Annotated in this window: 17 protein-coding genes, 1 tRNA gene, 1 pseudogene and 1 riboswitch; of the genes and pseudogenes, 10 read left to right on the top strand and 9 right to left on the bottom strand. The window is 65.4% G+C overall.

What is annotated here, in order from left to right; all coding sequences use genetic code 11:
• Positions 1 to 40 precede the first annotated feature (40 nt).
• Positions 41 to 298: pseudogene (locus LXM94_RS15480) on the bottom strand (small ribosomal subunit protein bS21); the annotation flags it as partial.
• Positions 299 to 744: 446 nt separating this feature from the next.
• Positions 745 to 822, top strand: a riboswitch (SAM riboswitch).
• Positions 823 to 885: 63 nt separating this feature from the next.
• Here LXM94_RS15480 and metA point away from each other — a divergent pair.
• Positions 886 to 1,809 carry a homoserine O-acetyltransferase MetA gene (gene metA / locus LXM94_RS15475; protein ID WP_235772366.1) on the top strand — a complete coding sequence of 308 codons (924 nt, stop codon included), beginning with the start codon at positions 886 to 888 and terminating at the stop codon, positions 1,807 to 1,809.
• A 244-nt stretch (positions 1,810 to 2,053) separates the two neighbouring features.
• Positions 2,054 to 3,070 (top strand): aldose epimerase family protein, encoded by a 1,017-nt coding sequence (locus LXM94_RS15470; protein ID WP_235772365.1) that lies wholly within the window; start codon positions 2,054 to 2,056, stop codon positions 3,068 to 3,070.
• Here the strand turns inward: LXM94_RS15470 and LXM94_RS15465 are convergent.
• The gene (locus LXM94_RS15465) at positions 3,057 to 3,368 is read right to left on the bottom strand and encodes a hypothetical protein (RefSeq protein ID WP_235772364.1); all 312 of its coding nucleotides are present in this window, start codon (positions 3,366 to 3,368) and stop codon (positions 3,057 to 3,059) included. The genes LXM94_RS15470 and LXM94_RS15465 overlap by 14 nt on opposite strands.
• Positions 3,365 to 5,668, bottom strand: coding sequence for an FdhF/YdeP family oxidoreductase (locus LXM94_RS15460; RefSeq protein ID WP_235772363.1), 2,304 nt, complete (start codon positions 5,666 to 5,668; stop codon positions 3,365 to 3,367). Before LXM94_RS15460 ends, LXM94_RS15465 begins: the two co-directional genes overlap by 4 nt.
• 243 nt (positions 5,669 to 5,911) lie before the next feature.
• Here LXM94_RS15460 and LXM94_RS15455 point away from each other — a divergent pair, with 243 nt between their 5' ends.
• Both LXM94_RS15455 and LXM94_RS15450 read left to right on the top strand, forming a co-directional pair.
• The gene (locus LXM94_RS15455; RefSeq protein WP_329605616.1) at positions 5,912 to 6,847 is read left to right on the top strand and encodes an NAD(P)-dependent oxidoreductase; all 936 of its coding nucleotides are present in this window, start codon (positions 5,912 to 5,914) and stop codon (positions 6,845 to 6,847) included.
• A gap of 116 nt (positions 6,848 to 6,963) precedes the next feature.
• Positions 6,964 to 8,130, top strand: a complete 1,167-nt coding sequence (locus LXM94_RS15450; RefSeq protein WP_235772361.1) for a nucleotide sugar dehydrogenase — start codon at positions 6,964 to 6,966, stop codon at positions 8,128 to 8,130.
• A 17-nt stretch (positions 8,131 to 8,147) separates the two neighbouring features.
• Here the strand turns inward: LXM94_RS15450 and LXM94_RS15445 are convergent, their stop codons facing one another.
• From LXM94_RS15445 to LXM94_RS15435, 3 genes are all read right to left on the bottom strand, one after another.
• Entirely contained in the window at positions 8,148 to 9,359 is a 1,212-nt protein-coding gene (locus LXM94_RS15445) for a TIGR03862 family flavoprotein (protein WP_235772360.1), read from the bottom strand.
• Positions 9,360 to 9,453: 94 nt separating this feature from the next.
• Entirely contained in the window at positions 9,454 to 9,615 is a 162-nt protein-coding gene (locus tag LXM94_RS15440; RefSeq protein WP_235772359.1) for a hypothetical protein, read from the bottom strand.
• Positions 9,616 to 9,715: 100 nt separating this feature from the next.
• Positions 9,716 to 11,338, bottom strand: coding sequence for an ABC-F family ATP-binding cassette domain-containing protein (locus LXM94_RS15435; protein WP_235772358.1), 1,623 nt, complete (start codon positions 11,336 to 11,338; stop codon positions 9,716 to 9,718).
• A 320-nt stretch (positions 11,339 to 11,658) separates the two neighbouring features.
• Here LXM94_RS15435 and LXM94_RS15430 point away from each other — a divergent pair, with 320 nt between their 5' ends.
• Positions 11,659 to 12,900 (top strand): SAM-dependent methyltransferase, encoded by a 1,242-nt coding sequence (locus tag LXM94_RS15430; RefSeq protein ID WP_235772357.1) that lies wholly within the window; start codon positions 11,659 to 11,661, stop codon positions 12,898 to 12,900.
• A gap of 146 nt (positions 12,901 to 13,046) precedes the next feature.
• Here LXM94_RS15430 and LXM94_RS15425 read toward each other — a convergent pair.
• Together LXM94_RS15425 and LXM94_RS15420 are read right to left on the bottom strand one after the other, a co-directional pair.
• Positions 13,047 to 13,136 (bottom strand) — tRNA-Ser (locus LXM94_RS15425).
• A 246-nt stretch (positions 13,137 to 13,382) separates the two neighbouring features.
• Positions 13,383 to 14,390 (bottom strand): hypothetical protein, encoded by a 1,008-nt coding sequence (locus tag LXM94_RS15420; protein WP_235772356.1) that lies wholly within the window; start codon positions 14,388 to 14,390, stop codon positions 13,383 to 13,385.
• A gap of 326 nt (positions 14,391 to 14,716) precedes the next feature.
• On the opposite strand from LXM94_RS15420, the gene rplU reads away from it, so the two are divergent.
• The 4 genes from rplU to LXM94_RS15400 all read left to right on the top strand — a co-directional run bounded on the left by rplU (position 14,717) and on the right by LXM94_RS15400 (position 16,727).
• On the top strand, positions 14,717 to 15,088 hold the full coding sequence (gene rplU, locus LXM94_RS15415) for a 50S ribosomal protein L21 (RefSeq protein ID WP_235772355.1): 372 nt from the start codon (positions 14,717 to 14,719) through the stop codon (positions 15,086 to 15,088).
• 27 nt (positions 15,089 to 15,115) lie between these two features.
• Positions 15,116 to 15,385 carry a 50S ribosomal protein L27 gene (gene rpmA / locus LXM94_RS15410; protein ID WP_235772354.1) on the top strand — a complete coding sequence of 90 codons (270 nt, stop codon included), beginning with the start codon at positions 15,116 to 15,118 and terminating at the stop codon, positions 15,383 to 15,385.
• A 122-nt stretch (positions 15,386 to 15,507) separates the two neighbouring features.
• Positions 15,508 to 16,140: a GNAT family N-acetyltransferase gene (locus LXM94_RS15405; protein ID WP_235772353.1), complete on the top strand. Its 633-nt coding sequence runs from the start codon at positions 15,508 to 15,510 to the stop codon at positions 16,138 to 16,140.
• Positions 16,137 to 16,727 (top strand): GNAT family N-acetyltransferase, encoded by a 591-nt coding sequence (locus LXM94_RS15400; RefSeq protein ID WP_235772352.1) that lies wholly within the window; start codon positions 16,137 to 16,139, stop codon positions 16,725 to 16,727. The genes LXM94_RS15405 and LXM94_RS15400 overlap by 4 nt, the downstream gene beginning before the upstream one ends.
• A 47-nt stretch (positions 16,728 to 16,774) precedes the next feature.
• Here LXM94_RS15400 and LXM94_RS15395 read toward each other — a convergent pair whose 3' ends face one another.
• The gene (locus LXM94_RS15395; RefSeq protein WP_235772351.1) at positions 16,775 to 17,635 is read right to left on the bottom strand and encodes an endonuclease/exonuclease/phosphatase family protein; all 861 of its coding nucleotides are present in this window, start codon (positions 17,633 to 17,635) and stop codon (positions 16,775 to 16,777) included.
• Positions 17,636 to 17,722: 87 nt separating this feature from the next.
• Here LXM94_RS15395 and obgE point away from each other — a divergent pair, with 87 nt between their 5' ends.
• Positions 17,723 to 18,733, top strand: coding sequence for a GTPase ObgE (gene obgE, locus LXM94_RS15390; protein WP_235772350.1), 1,011 nt, complete (start codon positions 17,723 to 17,725; stop codon positions 18,731 to 18,733).
• The last annotated feature ends 1 nt before the right edge of the window (position 18,734 follow it).

The raw sequence follows: 18,734 nt of genomic DNA, 5'->3' as shown, positions 1-18,734 counted from the left end.
TCCGCGTCTGCCACTGAGACCACTCGACGACATCCTCCCGTCAAACGAAGAACCCCGGCCACCCCTGAAGGCCGGGGTTCTTCGTTTGACGGGGGTGTGGCGCAAGGCCGCCGCCCGGCGTTCCGAACACCGTCATGCTCAGACGGCGCCGCGGCGGCCCGGGCTTGAGGCCTTGTTCCTCGGTGCCGGAGAAGCCCTTCGCGCGGGCCTTCTTGCGTGCCAGCTTGCGCGCCCGCCGCACGGCCTCGGCCTTTTCCCGTGCCCGCTTTTCCGAAGGCTTCTCATAGGCCGTCCGGGCGCAAAATCCGTCACGCAGAATGGACCAATTTAATGGGTCCGCACCCTGGTACCTGCAAGGGATCTCCTGACTGGCCCCGGTGCCGGAACGATCGAACGGACGGATGTGCGGCGTCGGGCGGTTCGAAAGCCGGCAGTTGCCGGCGGAGGATCCGGGACTCCGTCCCGAAGGTCCGGATCGTTCCCGCGGGCCGTTCGGGCCGGAGGCATGTGCCTGCAGGGCGGGAATGGGTGCCGGCGGCACCGCGGCGGCGCCGGCATGGGCCGGATACAGGGGGCGGGGCCGATGACGACAACCGTCGCGACAGGCTGCCGGCGATCCCGCCACGGCAGACTTTCGAAGCACGAGCGGGATGCCCGGCTCTTCGAACGGCTGGCCTTTGGGACACGGCGCGAACGATGTTGCGGCATTCGCATTGATTCTCGGATCGGGCGGCGCTATCTAGGGGCTCGTTCCGTGGTGATTTGGCCGGCCGGCTTGCAGCCACGTAAAAGAATTCGCTAAAGGGCCGCGAGAAGACGAAACTTCCCACGGACCGGTCGCGATTTCATCGCCGCCGGTTTTTTGTTGTTCGAACGGTTGAAACGATGCCCATCAAGATTCCCGACACGCTGCCCGCCTTCCAGACCCTCGTTCACGAGGGCGTGCGGGTGATGACCGAGACGGTGGCGATCCGGCAGGATATCCGCCCGCTGCAGATAGGGCTTCTCAACCTGATGCCGAACAAGATCAAGACGGAGGTGCAGATGGCGCGCCTCGTCGGCGCTTCCCCGCTGCAGGTGGAGCTCTCGCTCGTGCGTGTCGGCGGCCACAAGGCCAAGAACACCTCCGAGGACCATCTGCTCGCCTTCTACGAAACCTGGGACGAGGTGAAGCACCGCAAGTTCGACGGCTTCATCATCACCGGTGCCCCGGTCGAAGCCCTCGATTTCGAGGACGTTACCTACTGGGGCGAGATGAAGCAGATCCTCGACTGGACAGTGACGAACGTGCATTCGACGCTCAATGTCTGCTGGGGCGCGATGGCCGCGATCTACCATTTCCATGGTGTACCGAAACACCCGCTCGCGGAAAAGGCCTTCGGCGTCTACCGCCACCATAATCGCAAACCCTCCTCCGTCTACCTGAACGGCTTCTCGGACGACTTCCAGATTCCCGTCTCGCGCTGGACGGAGGTGCGCGCCGAGGACATTGCCCGTGTTCCCGAACTCGAGATCCTGATGGAATCCGACGAAACGGGCGTCTGCCTGGTGCAGGAAAAAGCCGGCAACCGGCTCTACATCTTCAACCATGTGGAATATGATTCCACCTCGCTTGCCGACGAATATTTCCGGGATGTGAATGCCGGCGTGCCGATCAAGATGCCGAAGAACTATTTTCCGCACAACGATCCGTCGATCACGCCGCAGAACCGCTGGCGCAGCCATGCCCATCTGCTCTTCGGCAACTGGATTAACGAGATCTACCAGACCACCCCCTACGCGGTCGAAAGCATCGGAACCGGGGGATAACGCCCGTCGAGCCGTGCCATCCGGCCGCTTCTTCCCGAAGACGGCTGACTGGCGGCGCGTCTGGGCCGCCTGTCCCGCCCTCTACGAGACCGAACTGCCGGAGACGGTCTAGCTCGACCTTCGCCCGGCTCGCCGGCCGGGCGCTGATCGCTGCGCCCTCAAAAGTATGATTTTTGGCTTGAGCCAGCTTGCGAATTGACGCAGGTTGCCGCGCGGCGAGAGGCCGCGAGGAGGAGGAGGTTTCGTGAACGCATCGAACGAACCGTTCGGCACACTTCCAACCGGGGAGCCGGTCGATCGCATCGCGCTTGCGGGTGGCGGACTGACGGCGCATGTCCTGACCTATGGCGCCATCATCCAGGATCTCCGGCTCGACGGGCACGATGCGCCCCTGGTGCTGGGTTTCGAGGATCTCGGCTCCTATCTAGTCCATTCGCCCTATTTCGGCGCGACGCCGGGCCGCAACGCGAACCGGGTCGGCAATGGCCGTTTCGCGATCGACGGCATGACCCGCCAGCTCGAGCTGAATGAGAACGGTATCACGCACCTGCACGGCGGCAGCGACGGCATCGCCAAACGCAACTGGCGGATCGTCGCGCAGTCGGAAAGCCATGTGGTTCTCGCCATCCGCGATCCGGACGGCCGCGCCGGCTATCCGGGCAACTGCGACATCACCTGCACGTACCGGCTCACCGGCGCCGGCATTCTGTCGGTCGTCTATGAAAGCGTCACCGACGCCGCGACCATCGCAAATGTCTGCCAGCACAGCTATTTCAATCTCGACGGAGAGCCGGACGCCTTCGCCCACGAGATCCGGATCGCCGCCGATCACTATCTTCCGACCGACCAGCGGCAGATCCCGACCGGCGAGATCCGTCCCGTCGACGGCACGGTCTTCGATCTCAGGGCACCGACGTCGATGCGCATCCAGACGGAGGGCGAGAAGATCGGCTACGACCACAATTTCTGCCTGACGCCCGAGCGCCGGCAAAAGGCGCCGGTTGCGATGGTGCGCAGCGTCCTGTCCGGTGTGTCGCTGGAGGTCCGCACGACGGAGCCGGGCGTGCAACTCTACACCGGCTTCAAGATGGACGTGCCGGTGCCGGGGCTTGACGGCCGTCGCTACGGTCCCTTCGCCGGCTTTTGCCTGGAGACGCAGATCTGGCCGGATGCGGTCAACCACGGCGGCTTTCCCGAGGCGGTTCTGCGTCCCGGCGAGGTGCTGCGGCAGGAGACGGATTATGTCTTCAGCAGAGGCTGAGGGCGGCCGCGCCGAGGCGCCGTTCGCCGGCCTCGCTCAGGCGGTAGAAGATGCGCTGCGTCCTGCGGTCCCGATCGGTGACGACGAGCAGGCGGCGCTCCGAGACGAGGTCCTCGATCTCGCGCAGAACGAAGGCATGAGCGAGCCCCAGCGCCCGGGCGAAGCTGCGGCTGTCGGCCGCGATGCCCAGATGGCAGGCCGCCAGGATGGCCGCGGCAAGCGGCGTCAATGCTGCGCCGTCGGTCGAGAGGGTGGCTTCGACGAGCGCCATGCAGCGCTCGGCCGGGTCGCCGCTCACGCGGCCTCGGCCTTTCGGCGGCGGAACGAGACGAGCACCGACTTCGACGCCGGCGTGTCGCTCTCCGATCCGAAAGTCGAGAGCGGCACAAGCACGTTCAGTTCCGGATAGTAGCCGGCGACCGAACCGCGCGGGATGTCATAGGGCACGAGGCGGAAGTCCTCGGCGACGCGCGAGATCCCGTCGTCATGGCGGCCGACGATGTCGATGCGTTCGGCGGGCCGGAAGCCCATCCGGTCCATGTCGCCAGGGTTCATGAAGACGACGCGCCGCTCGCCGTAGACGCCGCGGTAGCGGTCGTCCATACCGTAGACCGTCGTGTTGTACTGGTCGTGCGAGCGGAAGGTCTGCAGGACGAATATTCCGTCTCCGCCGCTTGCGATCTGGTGTTCCGTCGCTGCCGGCAGGGCCACGGAGGAGAAGGTCGCCTTCGCCGCCGGCGTGTTCCACTCGCGGTGCGTGGCTGCATTGCGCAGGTGGAAGCCGCGCGGCTGGCGGACCCGCTCGTTGTAGCGCTCGAAGCCCGGAATGGTGCGTTCGATGAGGTCGCGGATGCGGTCGTGGTCGTCGGCGAGCCAGAGCCAGTCGATGATCGACGAGCCGACGGTCGCGGCCGCGATACCGGCAACGATCGCCACCTCGGAGCGCAACGCGGGCGAGGCCGGCCGGTTGATGCCGCCGGAGCCGTGCACCATGCTCATCGAATCCTCGACGGTGACGATCTGCGCCACGCCGGCCGCGTTGCGGTCGATCTCGGTGCGGCCGAGGCAGGGGAGCACGTAGCCCGCCTCGCCCGGCAGCAGGTGCGAATGGTTGAGTTTCGTCGCGATATGAACCGTCAGCTTTTGCGACGAGAGCGCCTTGGCGATCAGCGTGCTGTCGGGTGTCGCGCGAGCGAAGTTGCCGCCGAGCCCGATGAAGGCCCGGGCGGAGCCGTCGAGCATCGCGCCAATGGCGCCGAGCACGTTGTGGCCGTTCCGGCGCGGCACCTCGAAGCCGAATTCGCGCTCCAGCGCGTCGAGGAAGGCGGCAGGCGGCTTCTCGTTGATGCCGACGGTGCGGTCGCCCTGTACGTTGGAATGGCCGCGCACCGGGCAAAGGCCCGCGCCGGGCTTGCCGACATTGCCGCGCAGGAACATGAAGTTCGCAATCTCGCGGATCGTCGCCACGGAATGGCGATGCTGTGTCACGCCCATCGCCCAGGTGCAGATGACGCGCTCGGCCGCCATATAGACGGCGGCCGCTTCCTCGATCTGCGCGCGTGAGAGGCCCGACTGGTCTTCGATTTCCGCCCAGCCGGTCGCCTCGACGGCCTTTCTGTAGGCATCGAAATCCGTCGTATGCTCGGCAAGAAAGGCGCGGTCGAGGATCGACGGTCCGCCGTCGGCCAATGCCGCCTCGTCGGCGGCGAAAACCGCCTTGGCCATGCCGCGCACGGCCGCCATGTCGCCGCCGAGCCGCGGCTGGTAGTAGCTGCTGGCGATCGACGTGCTGCCGCCGCGCAGCATTTCCAGCTTGTCCTGCGGGTCGGAGAAGCGCTCGAGGCCGCGCTCGCGCACCGGATTGAAGACGACGATCCTGACGCCGCGCTCGGCCGCCCGGCGCAGGTCGCCCAGCATGCGCGGATGGTTCGTCCCCGGATTCTGGCCGATGACGAAGATCGCGTCCGCCTTCTCGAAATCCTCGAGCAGCACGGTGCCCTTGCCGACGCCGATCGCCTGACGCAGCGCGACGCCGCTCGCCTCGTGGCACATGTTGGAGCAATCGGGGAAATTGTTCGTGCCGTAGAGCCGCACGAAGAGCTGATAGAGATAGGCCGCCTCGTTGCTCGCCCGCCCGGACGTATAGAATTCCGCCCGGTCGGGATGATCGAGGTCGCGCAGGATCGCGCCGATGTCGGCGAAGGCCGTCCCCCAGTCGACGGCTGCGTAGCGGTCCGTCGCGCGATCGTAGCGCATGGGATGGGTCAGCCGTCCCTCGTGCTCCAGCGCGTAGTCCGTCCAGGTGCGCAGTTCCGAGACGGTGTGTGCCGCGAAGAAATCCGGCGTCACGCGCTTCTCGGTCGCCTCCCAGGCAACTGCTTTCACGCCGTTTTCGCAGAACTCGAAGGAGGAACCGTGTTCGGGATCGCCCCAGGCGCAGCCGGGGCAGTCGAAGCCGTCCGGCTGGTTGGCCTTCAGCATGGCGCGGGCGCCGGCGATCGGCGAACCGGTCTCGAGCAGGCGCTTGCCGCAGCTCTTCAGCGCCCCCCAGCCGCCGGCGGCTTTCGAACGCTTGCCGATGAAATCCGTGTTGGCCATGTGCGGGGACTCCAGCGAAGAAGGATGCTGCAATGCAATGTAGAGGTTCTGCGGAACGTTGATAAGGCATGGAAGCCAGCCTTCTCAACCACTTCCGGAAACAGTTTTGCCTTTTGGCAAAGGTCGCGCCGGCCCGCTTGCGTCTCTTCTATTCGCAAATGCGTTAAAATATGACAAACACAGTCTTGTTTATGCGTCAAATGCCGTTCCGCGGCAAGTTTTCCGGTCTGGCGATTCACATCCATCCGCTTAGGATGGAAGGGGGCTACCGGGAGGAAACGAATGACGGAAAAAACACGGATCGGCTTCATCGGCCTCGGTCTCATGGGCCAGGGTATGGCCGCGAACATCCTGAGGAAGGATTTCGGGCTCACGGTCATGGCGCACCGCAACCGCGCGCCGGTCGAAGCGCTCGTTGCGGCCGGGGCCGCCGAGGCGAAGTCACCGCGCGAAATGGCCGGTGTCTGCGACGTCATCGTGCTCTGCGTTACCGGCTCGCCGGAAGTGCGCGCCGTGATCGAGGGGCCGGACGGCATCGCCGCGGCCGCGCGGCCGCTGACCGTCGTCGACTGCTCGACGTCGGATCCCTCGATCACGACAGCCCTGGCCGAAAGCCTCGCGACGTCCGGCATCGTCCTCGTCGACGCGCCGCTGAGCCGCACGCCGGCTGACGCCGCGGCGGGCACACTCGACGTGATGGTCGGCGGAGCCGAAGCGGACGTGGCGCGCATCCGACCGGTGCTCGAATGTTTTGCCGGCCGCATTGTCCATACCGGCCCGACGGGCACCGGGCACACGATGAAGCTCCTCAACAATTTTCTCGCGATGGGTTATGCCGCGCTCTATTCCGAGGCGCTGATGCTTGGGCGCAAGGCGGGGCTCACGCCGGAGGTTTTCGATGACGTCATTCGCGGCGGCCGCATGGACTGCCCCTTCTACCAGACCTTCTTCCGCTATGTGCTGGAGCGGGACCGTGACGCCCACAGGTTCGCGATCCGCAATGCCTTCAAGGACATGAGCTATCTCGCCGCCTATGCCAACGCGAGTGGAGCCGCCAATCCGATGGGGGCGGCCGTTCGCAACGCCTTTGCGCAGGCAGTCGGCGCCGGCCGTGGCGAGGACTATGTGCCCATGTTGTCGGATTTCGTTGCCGAAGCGAACGGCATGCCGCAACCGTGACCCGGTGGGGCGACGGGCCGAAGGCCCGCAAGGCCGGCCGGGACGATGATTCCTGTTGAAACCGCCGCGCCCGGCCGCCATAAGGCCGGCACCAGAGACCCATCCCAGGTGCATTCATGAAAATTGCCGTCGCCGGCCTTGGCTATGTTGGCGTTTCCAACGCCATCATTCTCGCCCAGCACAACGAAGTCGTCGCCTTTGACCCGGTCCGGTCGAAAGTCGACAAGATCAACGCCCGCATCTCACCGATCGAGGACAGGGAGGCGACTCAATTCCTCGCCGAGCGGCCGCTCAACCTGCGCGCCACGACGGACAGGGACGAGGCCCTTGCCGGTGCCCGTTTCGTCGTGGTCGCGACGCCGACAAACTACGATCCCGGCACGGGCAGCTTCGATACATCCTCGGTGAACGCCGTCGTCTCGCATGTTTTTGAAAGGGACTACGACTGCACGATCATCATCAAGTCGACGATCCCCGTCGGCTTCACCGAATCGCTCCGCAACAGATACGGCTCGGACAGGATCATCTTCTCGCCCGAATTCCTGCGCGAGGGCCGCGCCGTCCATGACAACCTCCACCCGTCGCGCATCATCGTCGGCGGCCGCGACGCCGAGGCGAAAGCCTTCGCCGACTGCCTCGTCGAGGGCGCCGATGACAAGGATGTCCAGGTGTTCCTGACCGGGTCCAGCGAGGCCGAGGCGATCAAGCTCTTCTCCAACACCTTCCTCGCCATGCGCGTCGCCTTCTTCAACGAGCTGGACACCTATGCCGAGGTGCACGGCCTGAAGGCGCTCGACATCATCTCGGGCGTTTCGGCCGATCCGCGAATCGGCAACTTCTACAACAATCCCTCCTTCGGATATGGCGGCTACTGCCTGCCGAAGGATACGAAGCAGCTTCTGGCGAATTACAAGGACGTGCCGCAGAACCTGATCGAGGCGATCGTCTCGGCCAATTCGACACGCAAGAACTTCGTTGCCGACAGCATCGTCAGCGGCAACCCGAAGACGGTCGGCATCTATCGGCTCGTCATGAAGAACGGCTCGGACAATTTTCGCGATTCCTCCGTCCAGGGAATCATGAAGCGCATCAAGGCGAAGGGCATCGAGATCGTCGTCTACGAACCCAATCTCGCCGAGGACACGTTCTTCAAGTCGCCGGTGATTCACGACCTCGACAGGTTCAAGGCGATGTCAGACGTCATCGTCGCCAACCGCGTTTCAGCCGAGGTGCGCGACGTGATCGACAAGGTCTATACCCGCGACATCTTCCATATGGATTGAGGTTGCCGGCAGGCCGCTCACGGAGCGGCGAGCCAGTCCAGAATGCCGTTCGCCGCCGCCCGACCCGTGGCGAGACAGGCGGTCAGCAGATAGCCCCCCGTCGGGGCTTCCCAGTCGAGCATCTCGCCGGCGGCGAAGACACCCGGCAGGGCCGCCAACATGTAGCGGTCGTCCAGTCCGTCCCAGGCGATGCCGCCGGCCGATGAGATGGCCTCCTCGATCGGCCGCGGCCGGTCGACGGCGAGCGGCAGCGCCTTGAGCAGGGCGGCAAGGGCGTCGGCGGTCCGATGGCCGGCATCAGGTTCGATTTCGCGGACGAGGGCCGCCTTGACGCCGGTCAGGTTCGCGGCCTTGCGCAACCGGGTCGACAGGCTCGCCCCGGCTGACTGCCGGGCCAGCGCTTCGGCGAGGCGTTCGGCGGGCTGTCCGGGCACGAGGTCGAGCGTCAGTGTTGCCGACCCCTCCCGCGCCAGCCGATCGCGCAGCGCCGCCGCATGCGTGTAGACGAGGCTGCCTTCGATGCCGGAGCGACTGATGACGAACTCGCCCTGGCGGCTGCCGGCGTCCGACATGGCGGTGACGGATTTGACGGGCGCGCCGGCGTGGCGATCGCGGAACAGGCCGCTCCAGGCGACATCGAAGCCGCAATTGGCGGGCTGCAGGCGCCGCACGGGCACCCCGCATTTCTCCAGGCTTTCAACCCAGCGTCCATCCGAGCCGAGTCGAGGCCAGCTTGCGCCGCCAAGCGCCAGCAGGATTGCGTCGCAATCGACTGCTTTCTCGCTGTCCGGAGTCGCGAAAAGGGGACGCCCGGTGGAAAAACCTGTCCAACGGTGCCGTTTCTCGATTCGAACGCCGCTTTCCTCGAGCCGACCAACCCACGCTCGAAGCAGCGGCGAGGCCTTCATCGCCTTAGGAAAGACGCGCCCCGAGCTTCCGACAAAGGTCTGTGCGCCAAGCGCGTCGGCCCAGGCGCGCAGCGCATCCGGCGGGAAGGCGTCGAGCGCCGGGCCAAGGTGTGGGCCCGCCGCGCCGAAGCGGCCGCGGAATGACACGTAGTCCTCGGCATGCGTGAGGTTCAGCCCGGTCTTGCCGGCAAGCAGGAATTTTCGTCCGACCGTCGGCATCGCGTCGTAGACCGTGACGGCACAGCCCGCCGCCGCGAGCGTTTCCGCCGCCATCAGGCCCGCCGGGCCGCCCCCGATGATCGCGATCCTAGCCGCCGCCATGCGCATTTGCTCTGCCGCACCGAGGGAATGTGGTCGCCTGTCCAACCGGTCGCGCTCCACGCGGCGAGCGATTGCGATTCGGCTCGTCCGCCGATCAGTGTACCGTCGGCGACCGCAGATCTTCGTCGAGAATGCGAAAGGCCTCGGTGAGGGCTTCCACCAGCAGGTCCGTCAGGTCGTCGCCATCGTTGTTTTCAAGATAGAGCGCAAGAGCCTCGGGATCGGTCTCACGGCGCGTTTCCAGGGTGTTCGACATCATATCGTCCTTCCGTGCCGGCCTCATGCCGGTATCGCCCGACCCTAGCCGCGGCGCCTTGCCCCGGGCTTGTGCGGCCGGCAGGGTCCCGCCGCGTGGGTCAGGGGTGCAGGCCGGGCGCCTCCTGGCCGGTGCGCTCGACATATTCAGTGTAGCCGCCGCCATATTGGTGGACGCCGTCGGGGGTGAGTTCCAGGACCCGATTGGAAAGCGCGCTCAGGAAATGCCGGTCGTGCGAGACGAAGAGCATGGTGCCCTCATAGGCCGAAAGCGCCCGGATCAGCATTTCCTTGGTGTCGAGATCGAGATGGTTCGTCGGCTCGTCGAGCACGAGGAAGTTCGGCGGGTCGAACAGCATGGCCGCCATGACCAGCCGGGCCTTCTCGCCGCCGGACAGAACCCGGCAGCGCTTTTCAACGTCGTCGCCGGAGAAGCCGAAACAGCCGGACAGTGCCCGGAGCGGCGCCTGCCCGGCCTTGGGAAAGCGCTCCTCCAGCCATTGCAGGATGGTGCTGTCGCCGTCGAGCAGGTCCATCGAATGCTGCGCGAAATAGCCGAGCTTCACGCTGGCGCCGATCGCGACGCGGCCCTCGTCCGGCTCGGCGGCGCCGGCAACGAGCTTCAGGAGCGTCGACTTGCCGGCACCGTTGACGCCGAGGATGCACCAGCGCTCCCGGCGGCGGACCATGAAGTCAAGGCCGTCGTAGATCACGCGGCTGCCGTAGCGCTTGTGCACACGCTTGACGTTTGCCACGTCCTCGCCGGAACGGGGAGCGGGAAGGAAGTCGAAGGCCACCGTCTGGCGGCGGCGCGGCGGCTCGACGCGGTCGATCTTCTCCAGCTTCTTCACCCGGCTCTGCACCTGTGCGGCATGCGATGCGCGCGCCTTGAAGCGCTCGATGAACTTGATCTCCTTGGCGAGCATCGCCTGCTGGCGCTCGAACTGCGCCTGCTGCTGCTTCTCGGTCTGGGCACGCTGCTGCTCGTAGAAGGCATAGTCGCCGGAATAGGTGGTGAGCGCGCCACCGTCGATCTCGATGATCTTGCCGACGATGCGGTTCATGAACTCCCGGTCGTGCGCCGTCATCAGCAGGGCGCCGTCATAGCCCTTCAGGAAATTCTCGAGCCAGATCAGGCTTTCAAGGTCGAGGTGGTTGCTCGGCTCGTCGAGCAACATGACGTCCGGCCGCATCAAGAGAATGCGGGCGAGCGCCACGCGCATCTTCCAGCCGCCCGACAGCTTGCCGACGTCGCCGTCCATCATCTCCTGGCTGAAGCTCAGGCCCGCCAGGACCTCGCGGGCACGGCTCTCGAGCCCGTAGCCGTCAAGCTCCTCGTAGCGTGCCTGAACCTCGCCGTAACGTTCGATGATCGTATCCATCTCGTCGAGGCGGTCCGGATCGACCATGGCGGCCTCCAGCGCGTGCAGCTCCGCTGCAACGGCGCTGACGGGACCTGCTCCCTCCATCACCTCCGCGACGGCCGGCCGGCCGGCCATCTCGCCGACGTCCTGGTTGAAATAGCCGATGGTCACGCCCTTCTCGACCGAGACCTGCCCCTCGTCCGGCTGCTCCTCGCCGGTGATCATGCGGAAGAGCGTCGTCTTGCCGGCGCCGTTCGGCCCGACGAGCCCGATCTTCTCGCCACGGTTCAGCGCGGCAGAGGCTTCGATATAGAGGATGCGGTGGCTGTTGGACTTGCTGATATTGTCAATGCGGATCATCGGGAAAGGCCTGGTGGGATTGCGGGTACCCCTATGCCACGGGAGAACACCCCTGTCACCCGGCCCGGCGTGCGGCGCTTATCGTCCTGCCGGCCCGCGGGCGCCATCCGGCCCGCCATCGATGCCGAGCTTGCACGCAACGCGATATCCTATGCCGCCGCCGGATGGCCGGCTCGAGCCGCTGGCGTGCGGCGCGGCCCCGGCGATGGTGCGCGTGGCATTTCGCGGGGAAAACCGTTTCCAGCAAAGATTGCAAATTCCCGCCGATCGGATGAGATTGAGCGGTCGGGGCCGACGGCATCAGCAAACGCGAGGCGCGCATGTTTCCCCTTTCCCATATGATGCGGTCCTTCATCCGCAAGGGTTGCCTGACGGTCATCGATGCCGATGGAAAACGTCATGTTTTCCAAGGCACCTCCGGCCCGCAGGTGACGATGAGGCTGACGGAACGGCGGCTCTACCGGACCCTGGTCTTCAACGCCGAGCTCGCGGCCGGCGAAGCCTACATGGACGGGACGATGCGTTTCGAGGACGGATCGACGCTGCGGGATTTCCTGACGCTCTTCTCGATCAACCGCCTGTCGCTCGGCTCCTATCCGATCCAGAAGGTGCTGCGCGCCATCCGGATGCGCTTCCGCAAGCGCCAGCAGTCGAACCGCAAGGGACAGGCGCAACAGAACGTCGCCCATCACTATGATCTCGGCAACGACTTCTACAAACTGTTTCTCGACGAGAACATGCTGTATTCCTGTGCCTATTTCCGCGAGCCGGGCGAGACCCTCGAGCAGGCCCAGCGCAACAAGCTCCGCCTTCTCGCCAGCAAGCTCGGGCTGAAGCCCGGAATGACGGTGCTCGACATCGGGTGCGGCTGGGGCGACCTTGCGCTCTATCTCGCGGCACTCGAGGATGTGACCGTTCTCGGTGTGACGCTGTCGCGGGAACAGCAGGCACTCGCCGCCGCGCGCGCCGAGAAAGCAGGGCTTGCCGGCCGCGTCCGTTTCGAACTGAAGGATTATCGCGACGTCGACGGCCGCTTCGACCGCATCGTTTCCGTCGGCATGTTCGAACATGTCGGCGTTCATCACTACGACGAATTTTTCAAAAAGCTGAATGCCCTCATGCCGGATGACGGCGTGGCCGTGCTGCATTCGATCGGACATATGAGCCCACCGGGCATGGCAAGCCCGTGGCTACGGAAATACATCTTTCCGGGAGCCTATTCGCCGGCCCTCTCCGAAGTCTTCGAGGTCGTCGAACGAAACAGCCTGTGGGTGACGGATCTCGAATTTCTGCGCCTCCACTACGCGACGACGCTCGCCCACTGGACCGAGCGCTTCGAAGCCAACCGCGAGAAGGTGATCGCGCTTTACGACGAGCGTTTCGCCCGCATGTGGGAATTCTATCTGGTCAGCGCGGAGATGATGTTCCGCACCGGCAGCCAGCTCGTCTTCCACATGCAGCTGTCGCGCTCCCGCGACGCCGCCCCGATCGTCCGGGATTACATCACGGACAAGCAGCGCGAATATCTGGAACGGGAGAAGGCGTCCGGCCTGGCCGTGTGAGCGCCCGCGCTGCGACGAACGACCCAAAAGCCGGCAGTCGTCGCGTCGATTTCCGCCAGTGCGACCAACATCGCACCCCACGAGGTTGTCACCCCTGTCTTAGGGACGTTCTGTTACCCATGTGTCCGGGTCGTACACCCAACGAATGGCGGAGAGGGGGGGATTCGAACCCCCGATACCCTTGCAGGTATGCCGCATTTCGAGTGCGGTGCATTCGACCACTCTGCCACCTCTCCGCATCGTCGGTCGGCGCCATGTCGGCGCGGGGGGCTACATAGCGGCTGTTCCCGGTGCTTGCAAGGGCTAAGTCGCGGCGACTTGACATCCTCTTGCAGGCGCGACCGGGCAGTGCCGATTGCGAGCACGATGCGGTGCCGGGTGACATGCACGCGGTGCCGGCCCCGAGCGCAGCGCGCAATGTGATCCGAGGCCTTGCGGAAGCTGCCGATGCGAGCCTTGCTCCCGGGAGAGCGCAGGGCGCGTCAGGCCTTCTTCGCCCTGAAGAGCCTGGCCGTGGCGCGCATCGGCGCGGTGATTCGCCAGGAAAACGTCTTCTGCAGACGGTCGTAGCGTTTCCGTGCCGTATCGGCGTCCGCCTTGAGGGCCGCCTGGGCGGAGATTGTGGCAAGCATCGCGGTATTGTCGCGCGTGATGCGCGCCAGCATGTCGCGCGCATCCTTCAGTTCCTTGTCGCGCTGGCCTGGCCGGCCGGCCGTCGCCCGGGCCTTCTTCAGTTCCGACTCGAGTGACGCCCGTCGCTTGCTTTCCGCCCGCAGGTCGGAAAGCGCCCGTTCGGCAGCTTTCTCCGCCGCCAGAGCGCGCGCGTGCTGATGCTCCGTCGTGTCGAGGGCTTCCTGCAGCAGCGCGACCTGATTGCGCAGCAGTTCCCGTTCGGTCCCGGCCCGGGCGACAAGACGTGCCGCCTCGTCGAGATCGACGAGCGACGACGGGCGTGCCGCCCGCGCGTAGCTGCTTGCCCGCAACTCTTCAACCAGATCCGCGAGGTTTCCCGGAAGGTTCATGTAGAGCGTGGCGATGGCAAACGACAGGTCGTCCGTGTGGCCGGTTCCGATGGCCTCCGGCTCCGGTTCGAGGTCGGCACGAAGCGCGAGCCGCTCTTTGAGCGCCGCTGCCGCTTCCCCGCCGCTTTCGACGAGGTCCGCCTCTACCAGAACGATGGCTGCGCGGTGCCGACGAAAGACATCGAGCAGGCTCCCGACAGCCTGTTTCCAACGCTCCAGCACCTCGGCCGGCTCCGCGCCGTTGCGCCTTGCGAGCGCCGATGCGAGATCGGGCCAGAGGACGACACACTGCTGCCCCTTTGCGACCGCTTCTTCCACGGCGGACGGGCTGAACGGGCCGATCTGCGCGCGACCGCCGGCAGCCTTCGCCAGCACGTTTGCGGCGGCGCGGGAGGCGGCGGCGCAGAGGAGGATCTGCAGTGGTGCCGCCGCGGTCGCCGCACGGTTTTGTTTCAGCTTTTCCGTCATGTCATTCCCCTTCCGCAGTCGATCGCAGGCCTGGCGCGGCTCCCTCATAACCGATAATGTCGCCCTCGCCCAGATGCTCCGGTGCGCCGTCGCCGCCGGCAGTTTGTGCATTTTCGCAACCGAATCCGCCTTGACAGTTTTGCCCGGTTCACCTATTGCGCAAGGTGACGTGGCACAGGTCTGCCTGCGCCGCTGTTGCGGACTATTGCGGATTGATGCCGCAGTCGCCCTTCACCGGCGAACCGGTCTCGGTTCGCTCCACCCGACTGACAAAAAGACGGCCTTGCTTCGTGCAGAGAGCCGGACCGAACATGAAAGGATAAAAAATGTTCGCAGTCATCAAGACCGGCGGTAAGCAGTACCGCGTGGCGGCCAACGATGTCGTCACGATCGAGAAGCTTGCGGGCAATGCCGGCGACAAGATCGAATTCACCGAAGTGCTGATGGTCGGCGTGGGCGCCGACGCTACGATCGGCGCTCCCATCGTCGAAGGCGCGGTCGTCACCGCTGAAGTCGTCGAGCAGGGTCGCGCCAAGAAGGTCATTTCCTTCAAGAAGCGTCGTCGCCAGAACTCGAAGCGTACGCGCGGCCACCGTCAGCACCAGACGACTGTCCGTATCGTTGACATCGCAGCCGCCGGCGGCAAGGCCAAGAAGTCTTCGAAGAAGACCGAAGCCGCTGCCGAAGCAGCCGAATAAGATCAGGACAGGTAAAGGAGAACTCCCATGGCACACAAGAAAGCTGGCGGCTCCTCGCGCAACGGTCGCGATTCCGAGTCCAAGCGCCTTGGCGTGAAGAAGTTCGGTGGCGAAACCGTCATCGCAGGCAACATCATCGTCCGCCAGCGCGGCACGAAGTGGCATCCGGGTCAGAACGTCGGCCTCGGCAAGGACCACACGATTTTCGCGCTGACGGCAGGCAATGTGGATTTCCGCACGAAGGCCAATGGTCGCGTATACGTGTCCGTCATGCCGAAAGCGGAAGCAGCGGAATAAGCCGGTAGCGCTCTAAAACAGCCGGCGTCTCATCGACCCGGCTGAAGCGCAAGGTTCAGTCCAGACACCAGGGGAGATGGGGCAATACCCCATCTCCCTTTTGGTTTCTGGAGGATAGAACCATGCAAAGCGAACTGTTGAGGGAAGGCCAATCCCGGTCTCCCGAACAAAGGCCGAGGCCTGAGAGGTCGAGGACGGATTGTCCGATATTGCTGTCGCAGCGGCTGGTTCTGAGAGCCCCGCATGAAGACGACATCGACGCCCTTGCCCATCTCGCCAACAATGCCAACATCGCCACGATGGTCGCGCGCATGCCCCACCCCTATACGGTGGCCGATGCGGCGGATTTCGTCCGACGCACGAAGGCCGGCGGGATCGGCAAGTGTGTCTATGCCATCACCAAGGCGGACAACGGCGCCTTCCTCGGCTGCTGTGGCATCGAACCGCAAGGCGACGGCCAGACGGTCGAACTCGGCTACTGGCTCGGCGAACCCCACTGGAACAAGGGGTATGCCACCGAGGCCGCCCAGACGCTGACCGACATGGTCTTCCGCACGCGCGACGTCGAACAGATCGACGCCCGCTGCCGGGTCATGAACATCGCGTCCCGCCGGGTCATCCAGAAATGCGGCTTCCAGTTCCAGGCGACGGGCATGATACAGAGCCTGGCCGTCGGCGGCATGGTGCCCGTCGAATGGTATCGGCTCGACCGCCGGACCTGGGTTTCGCTGAAGAGCTGGGGAGGCATGCGATGAACGCCATGCGCCCCGACTCTTCGGTTGCACCCGCGATCGATCCCGGTCCGTGCCCGACCCTCACGACGGCCCGCCTCGTCCTGCGTCCGCACCGCGCGTCGGATGCGGAGGCGATCGCCCAGTCGCTCGGGGACTACCAGGTCGCGCGCATGCTGGCGCGCGTCCCGGTGCCCTACGACCGGCAGGATGCGGCGGAATGGCTCAACCTCGTCACCACCGGCTTCATCCCCGGCTGGGCCTTTGCCGTGACGACCGGCGACGACGTTCATGTCGGCTGCGTCTCGATCGAGATGCGCGGCGACGCCTGGCATCTCGGCTATTGGCTGAACCGCTTCTATTGGCGGCGCGGCTACATGAGCGAGGCCGTGCGGGCGGTGAGCGGCCGGTTCCTGATGCGCGTCCCGGGCACGGACATCCATTCGGGCGTCTTTGCCGACAACCTCGCGTCGCTGAAGGTGCAGCAGGCCTGCGGATTCCGCGTGGCCGGCTGCGGCGAGATCTTCTCGGTCGCCCGCAACGCCCTGGTGCCGCATATCGAAACGCGGCTTTCGCCGGGCGACTTCCGGCCGGCGGCGCCACGCCGCTGATTGCCACACCGGTGCCCGGGAAACCGGGCGCCGGCTCCCTTCGGCCGTCAGGCCAGTTCGAACCAGACCGGCAGGTGGTCGGAGCCGAAGGCGGTCTCGTCCACCCAGGCATCCTTCAGCCGCTCCAGCAGGCCGTGGCTGACGAAGCAGTAGTCGAGGAACATGCGGTGGCCGTGATCCTTCGGATCGATCCAGGTATAGCTTCCGGGATGGCGCTTGCCGAGGCCGGCGAGCACGTCGACCGGATTGCCCGCGCGGATCTGGCGGCCGTAGAAGCCGTCCACCTCGCCGGCGACCTCGCAATATTCCGGCGATTCCGGCAGCATGTTGAAGTCGCCCATCAGCACATAGTCTTCGGGGCAGGGTGGTTCGGAAAGGCCGAATTCCTCCGCGCCGGAAATCGCGCCGCCCTCCAGCCCGTAGGCCTGGGCCCGGTCCTTGAGATAGCGGATCTGGGCGATGCGCTCGCCGCGATAAACATGGTCGAGATGGAGCGAGTAGACGCGGACCGGGCCGCCGGGTGCGGCGATCACCGCCTCGGTCGCGCCGCGCTGCAGGTTGAGCTTGTCGATGGTGCGCGTGCGGGGCAGCGTGATGAGGCGCGACAAGAGGATCGGCCAGCGCGAGAGGATCATGTTGCCGAACTGGAAGCGGCGGTTGACGGCGCGGCCGTTCTCGACCGCCGAGCCGGCGTCGACGTCACCGGCAGGCCAGTAGACCGAATAATGCGAGGCGAGCAGCGTCTGCAGCTCCGCCACCATGTCGACATGGCCGTTGCGGTGGAAGTTGCGGGTCACCTCCTGCAGCGCGATCACGTCGGCGCCGTGGATGCTGGAAACGATGCGCGGCAGGTCGAAGCGTCCATCGAGTCCGACGCCGTACTGAACGTTGTAGCTCACGAATTTCACGATAGTCTTTGACCTCCGCTGGAACCGGCTATATCGAGATGGCGGCAAAATGACATTCCGACGACAGAACAAGCAAACGGCAGCCCGATGAAATTCCTCGACGAAGCGAAAGTCTATATCCGCTCGGGCGACGGCGGGGCAGGGGCCGTGTCGTTCCGTCGCGAAAAATTCATCGAATTCGGCGGGCCGGACGGCGGCGACGGCGGGCGTGGCGGCGATGTGTGGGTCGAGGCCGTCAACGGCCTCAACACGCTGATCGACTTCCGCTTCCAGCAGCATTTCAAGGGGGCCACCGGCGTCCACGGTATGGGCCGCAACCGCACCGGTGCGAACGGCGCCTCCGTGACCTTGAAGGTTCCGGTCGGAACGCAGATCTTCGAGGAAGACAACGAGACGCTGATCGTCGATATGACCGTCGAGGGCCAGCGCTTCCGGCTGGCCGCCGGCGGCAATGGCGGCTTCGGCAATGCGCATTTCAAGTCGTCCACGAATCAGGCGCCGAACTGGGCCAATCCGGGGCTCGAAGGCGATGAGAAGACCATCTGGCTCCGGCTGAAGCTGATCGCCGACGCCGGGCTCGTCGGCCTGCCGAATGCCGGCAAGTCCACCTTCCTTGCCGCCTGCACCCGTGCCCGGCCGAAGATCGCCAACTATCCGTTCACGACGCTGCACCCGAACCTCGGTGTCGCGACCGTCGACGGGCGCGAATTCATCCTTGCCGACATTCCCGGCCTGATCGAGGGCGCGCACGAGGGCGTCGGCATCGGCGACCGCTTCCTCGGCCATGTGGAGCGCACGCGCGTGCTGCTCCATCTCGTGTCGGCCCAGGAGGAAAAGGTCGGCACGGCCTACAAGACCGTGAAGCACGAACTCGAGGCCTATGGCGGTGGTCTGGTCGACAAGCCGGAGATCGTCGCGCTCTCCCAGATCGATGTGCTCGACGAGGCGGAACTCAAGAAGAAGGCCAAGGAACTGGAGAAGGCCTGCGGGCAGAAGCCGCTGCTGCTGTCGGCGGCGACAGGCAGGGGCATGACCGACGCTCTTCGGGCGCTTCGCGCCGAAATCGACGGCATCGGTGCGGCCGGGGACGGAGAGTGAG

Origin of the sequence: Rhizobium alarense (genome assembly GCF_021555155.1) — a bacterium.
GTDB lineage: Bacteria > Pseudomonadota > Alphaproteobacteria > Rhizobiales > Rhizobiaceae > Rhizobium_D > Rhizobium_D alarense.
Note: the sequence above shows the minus strand (reverse complement) of the source record. Positions and strands in the feature narration are given on the sequence as shown.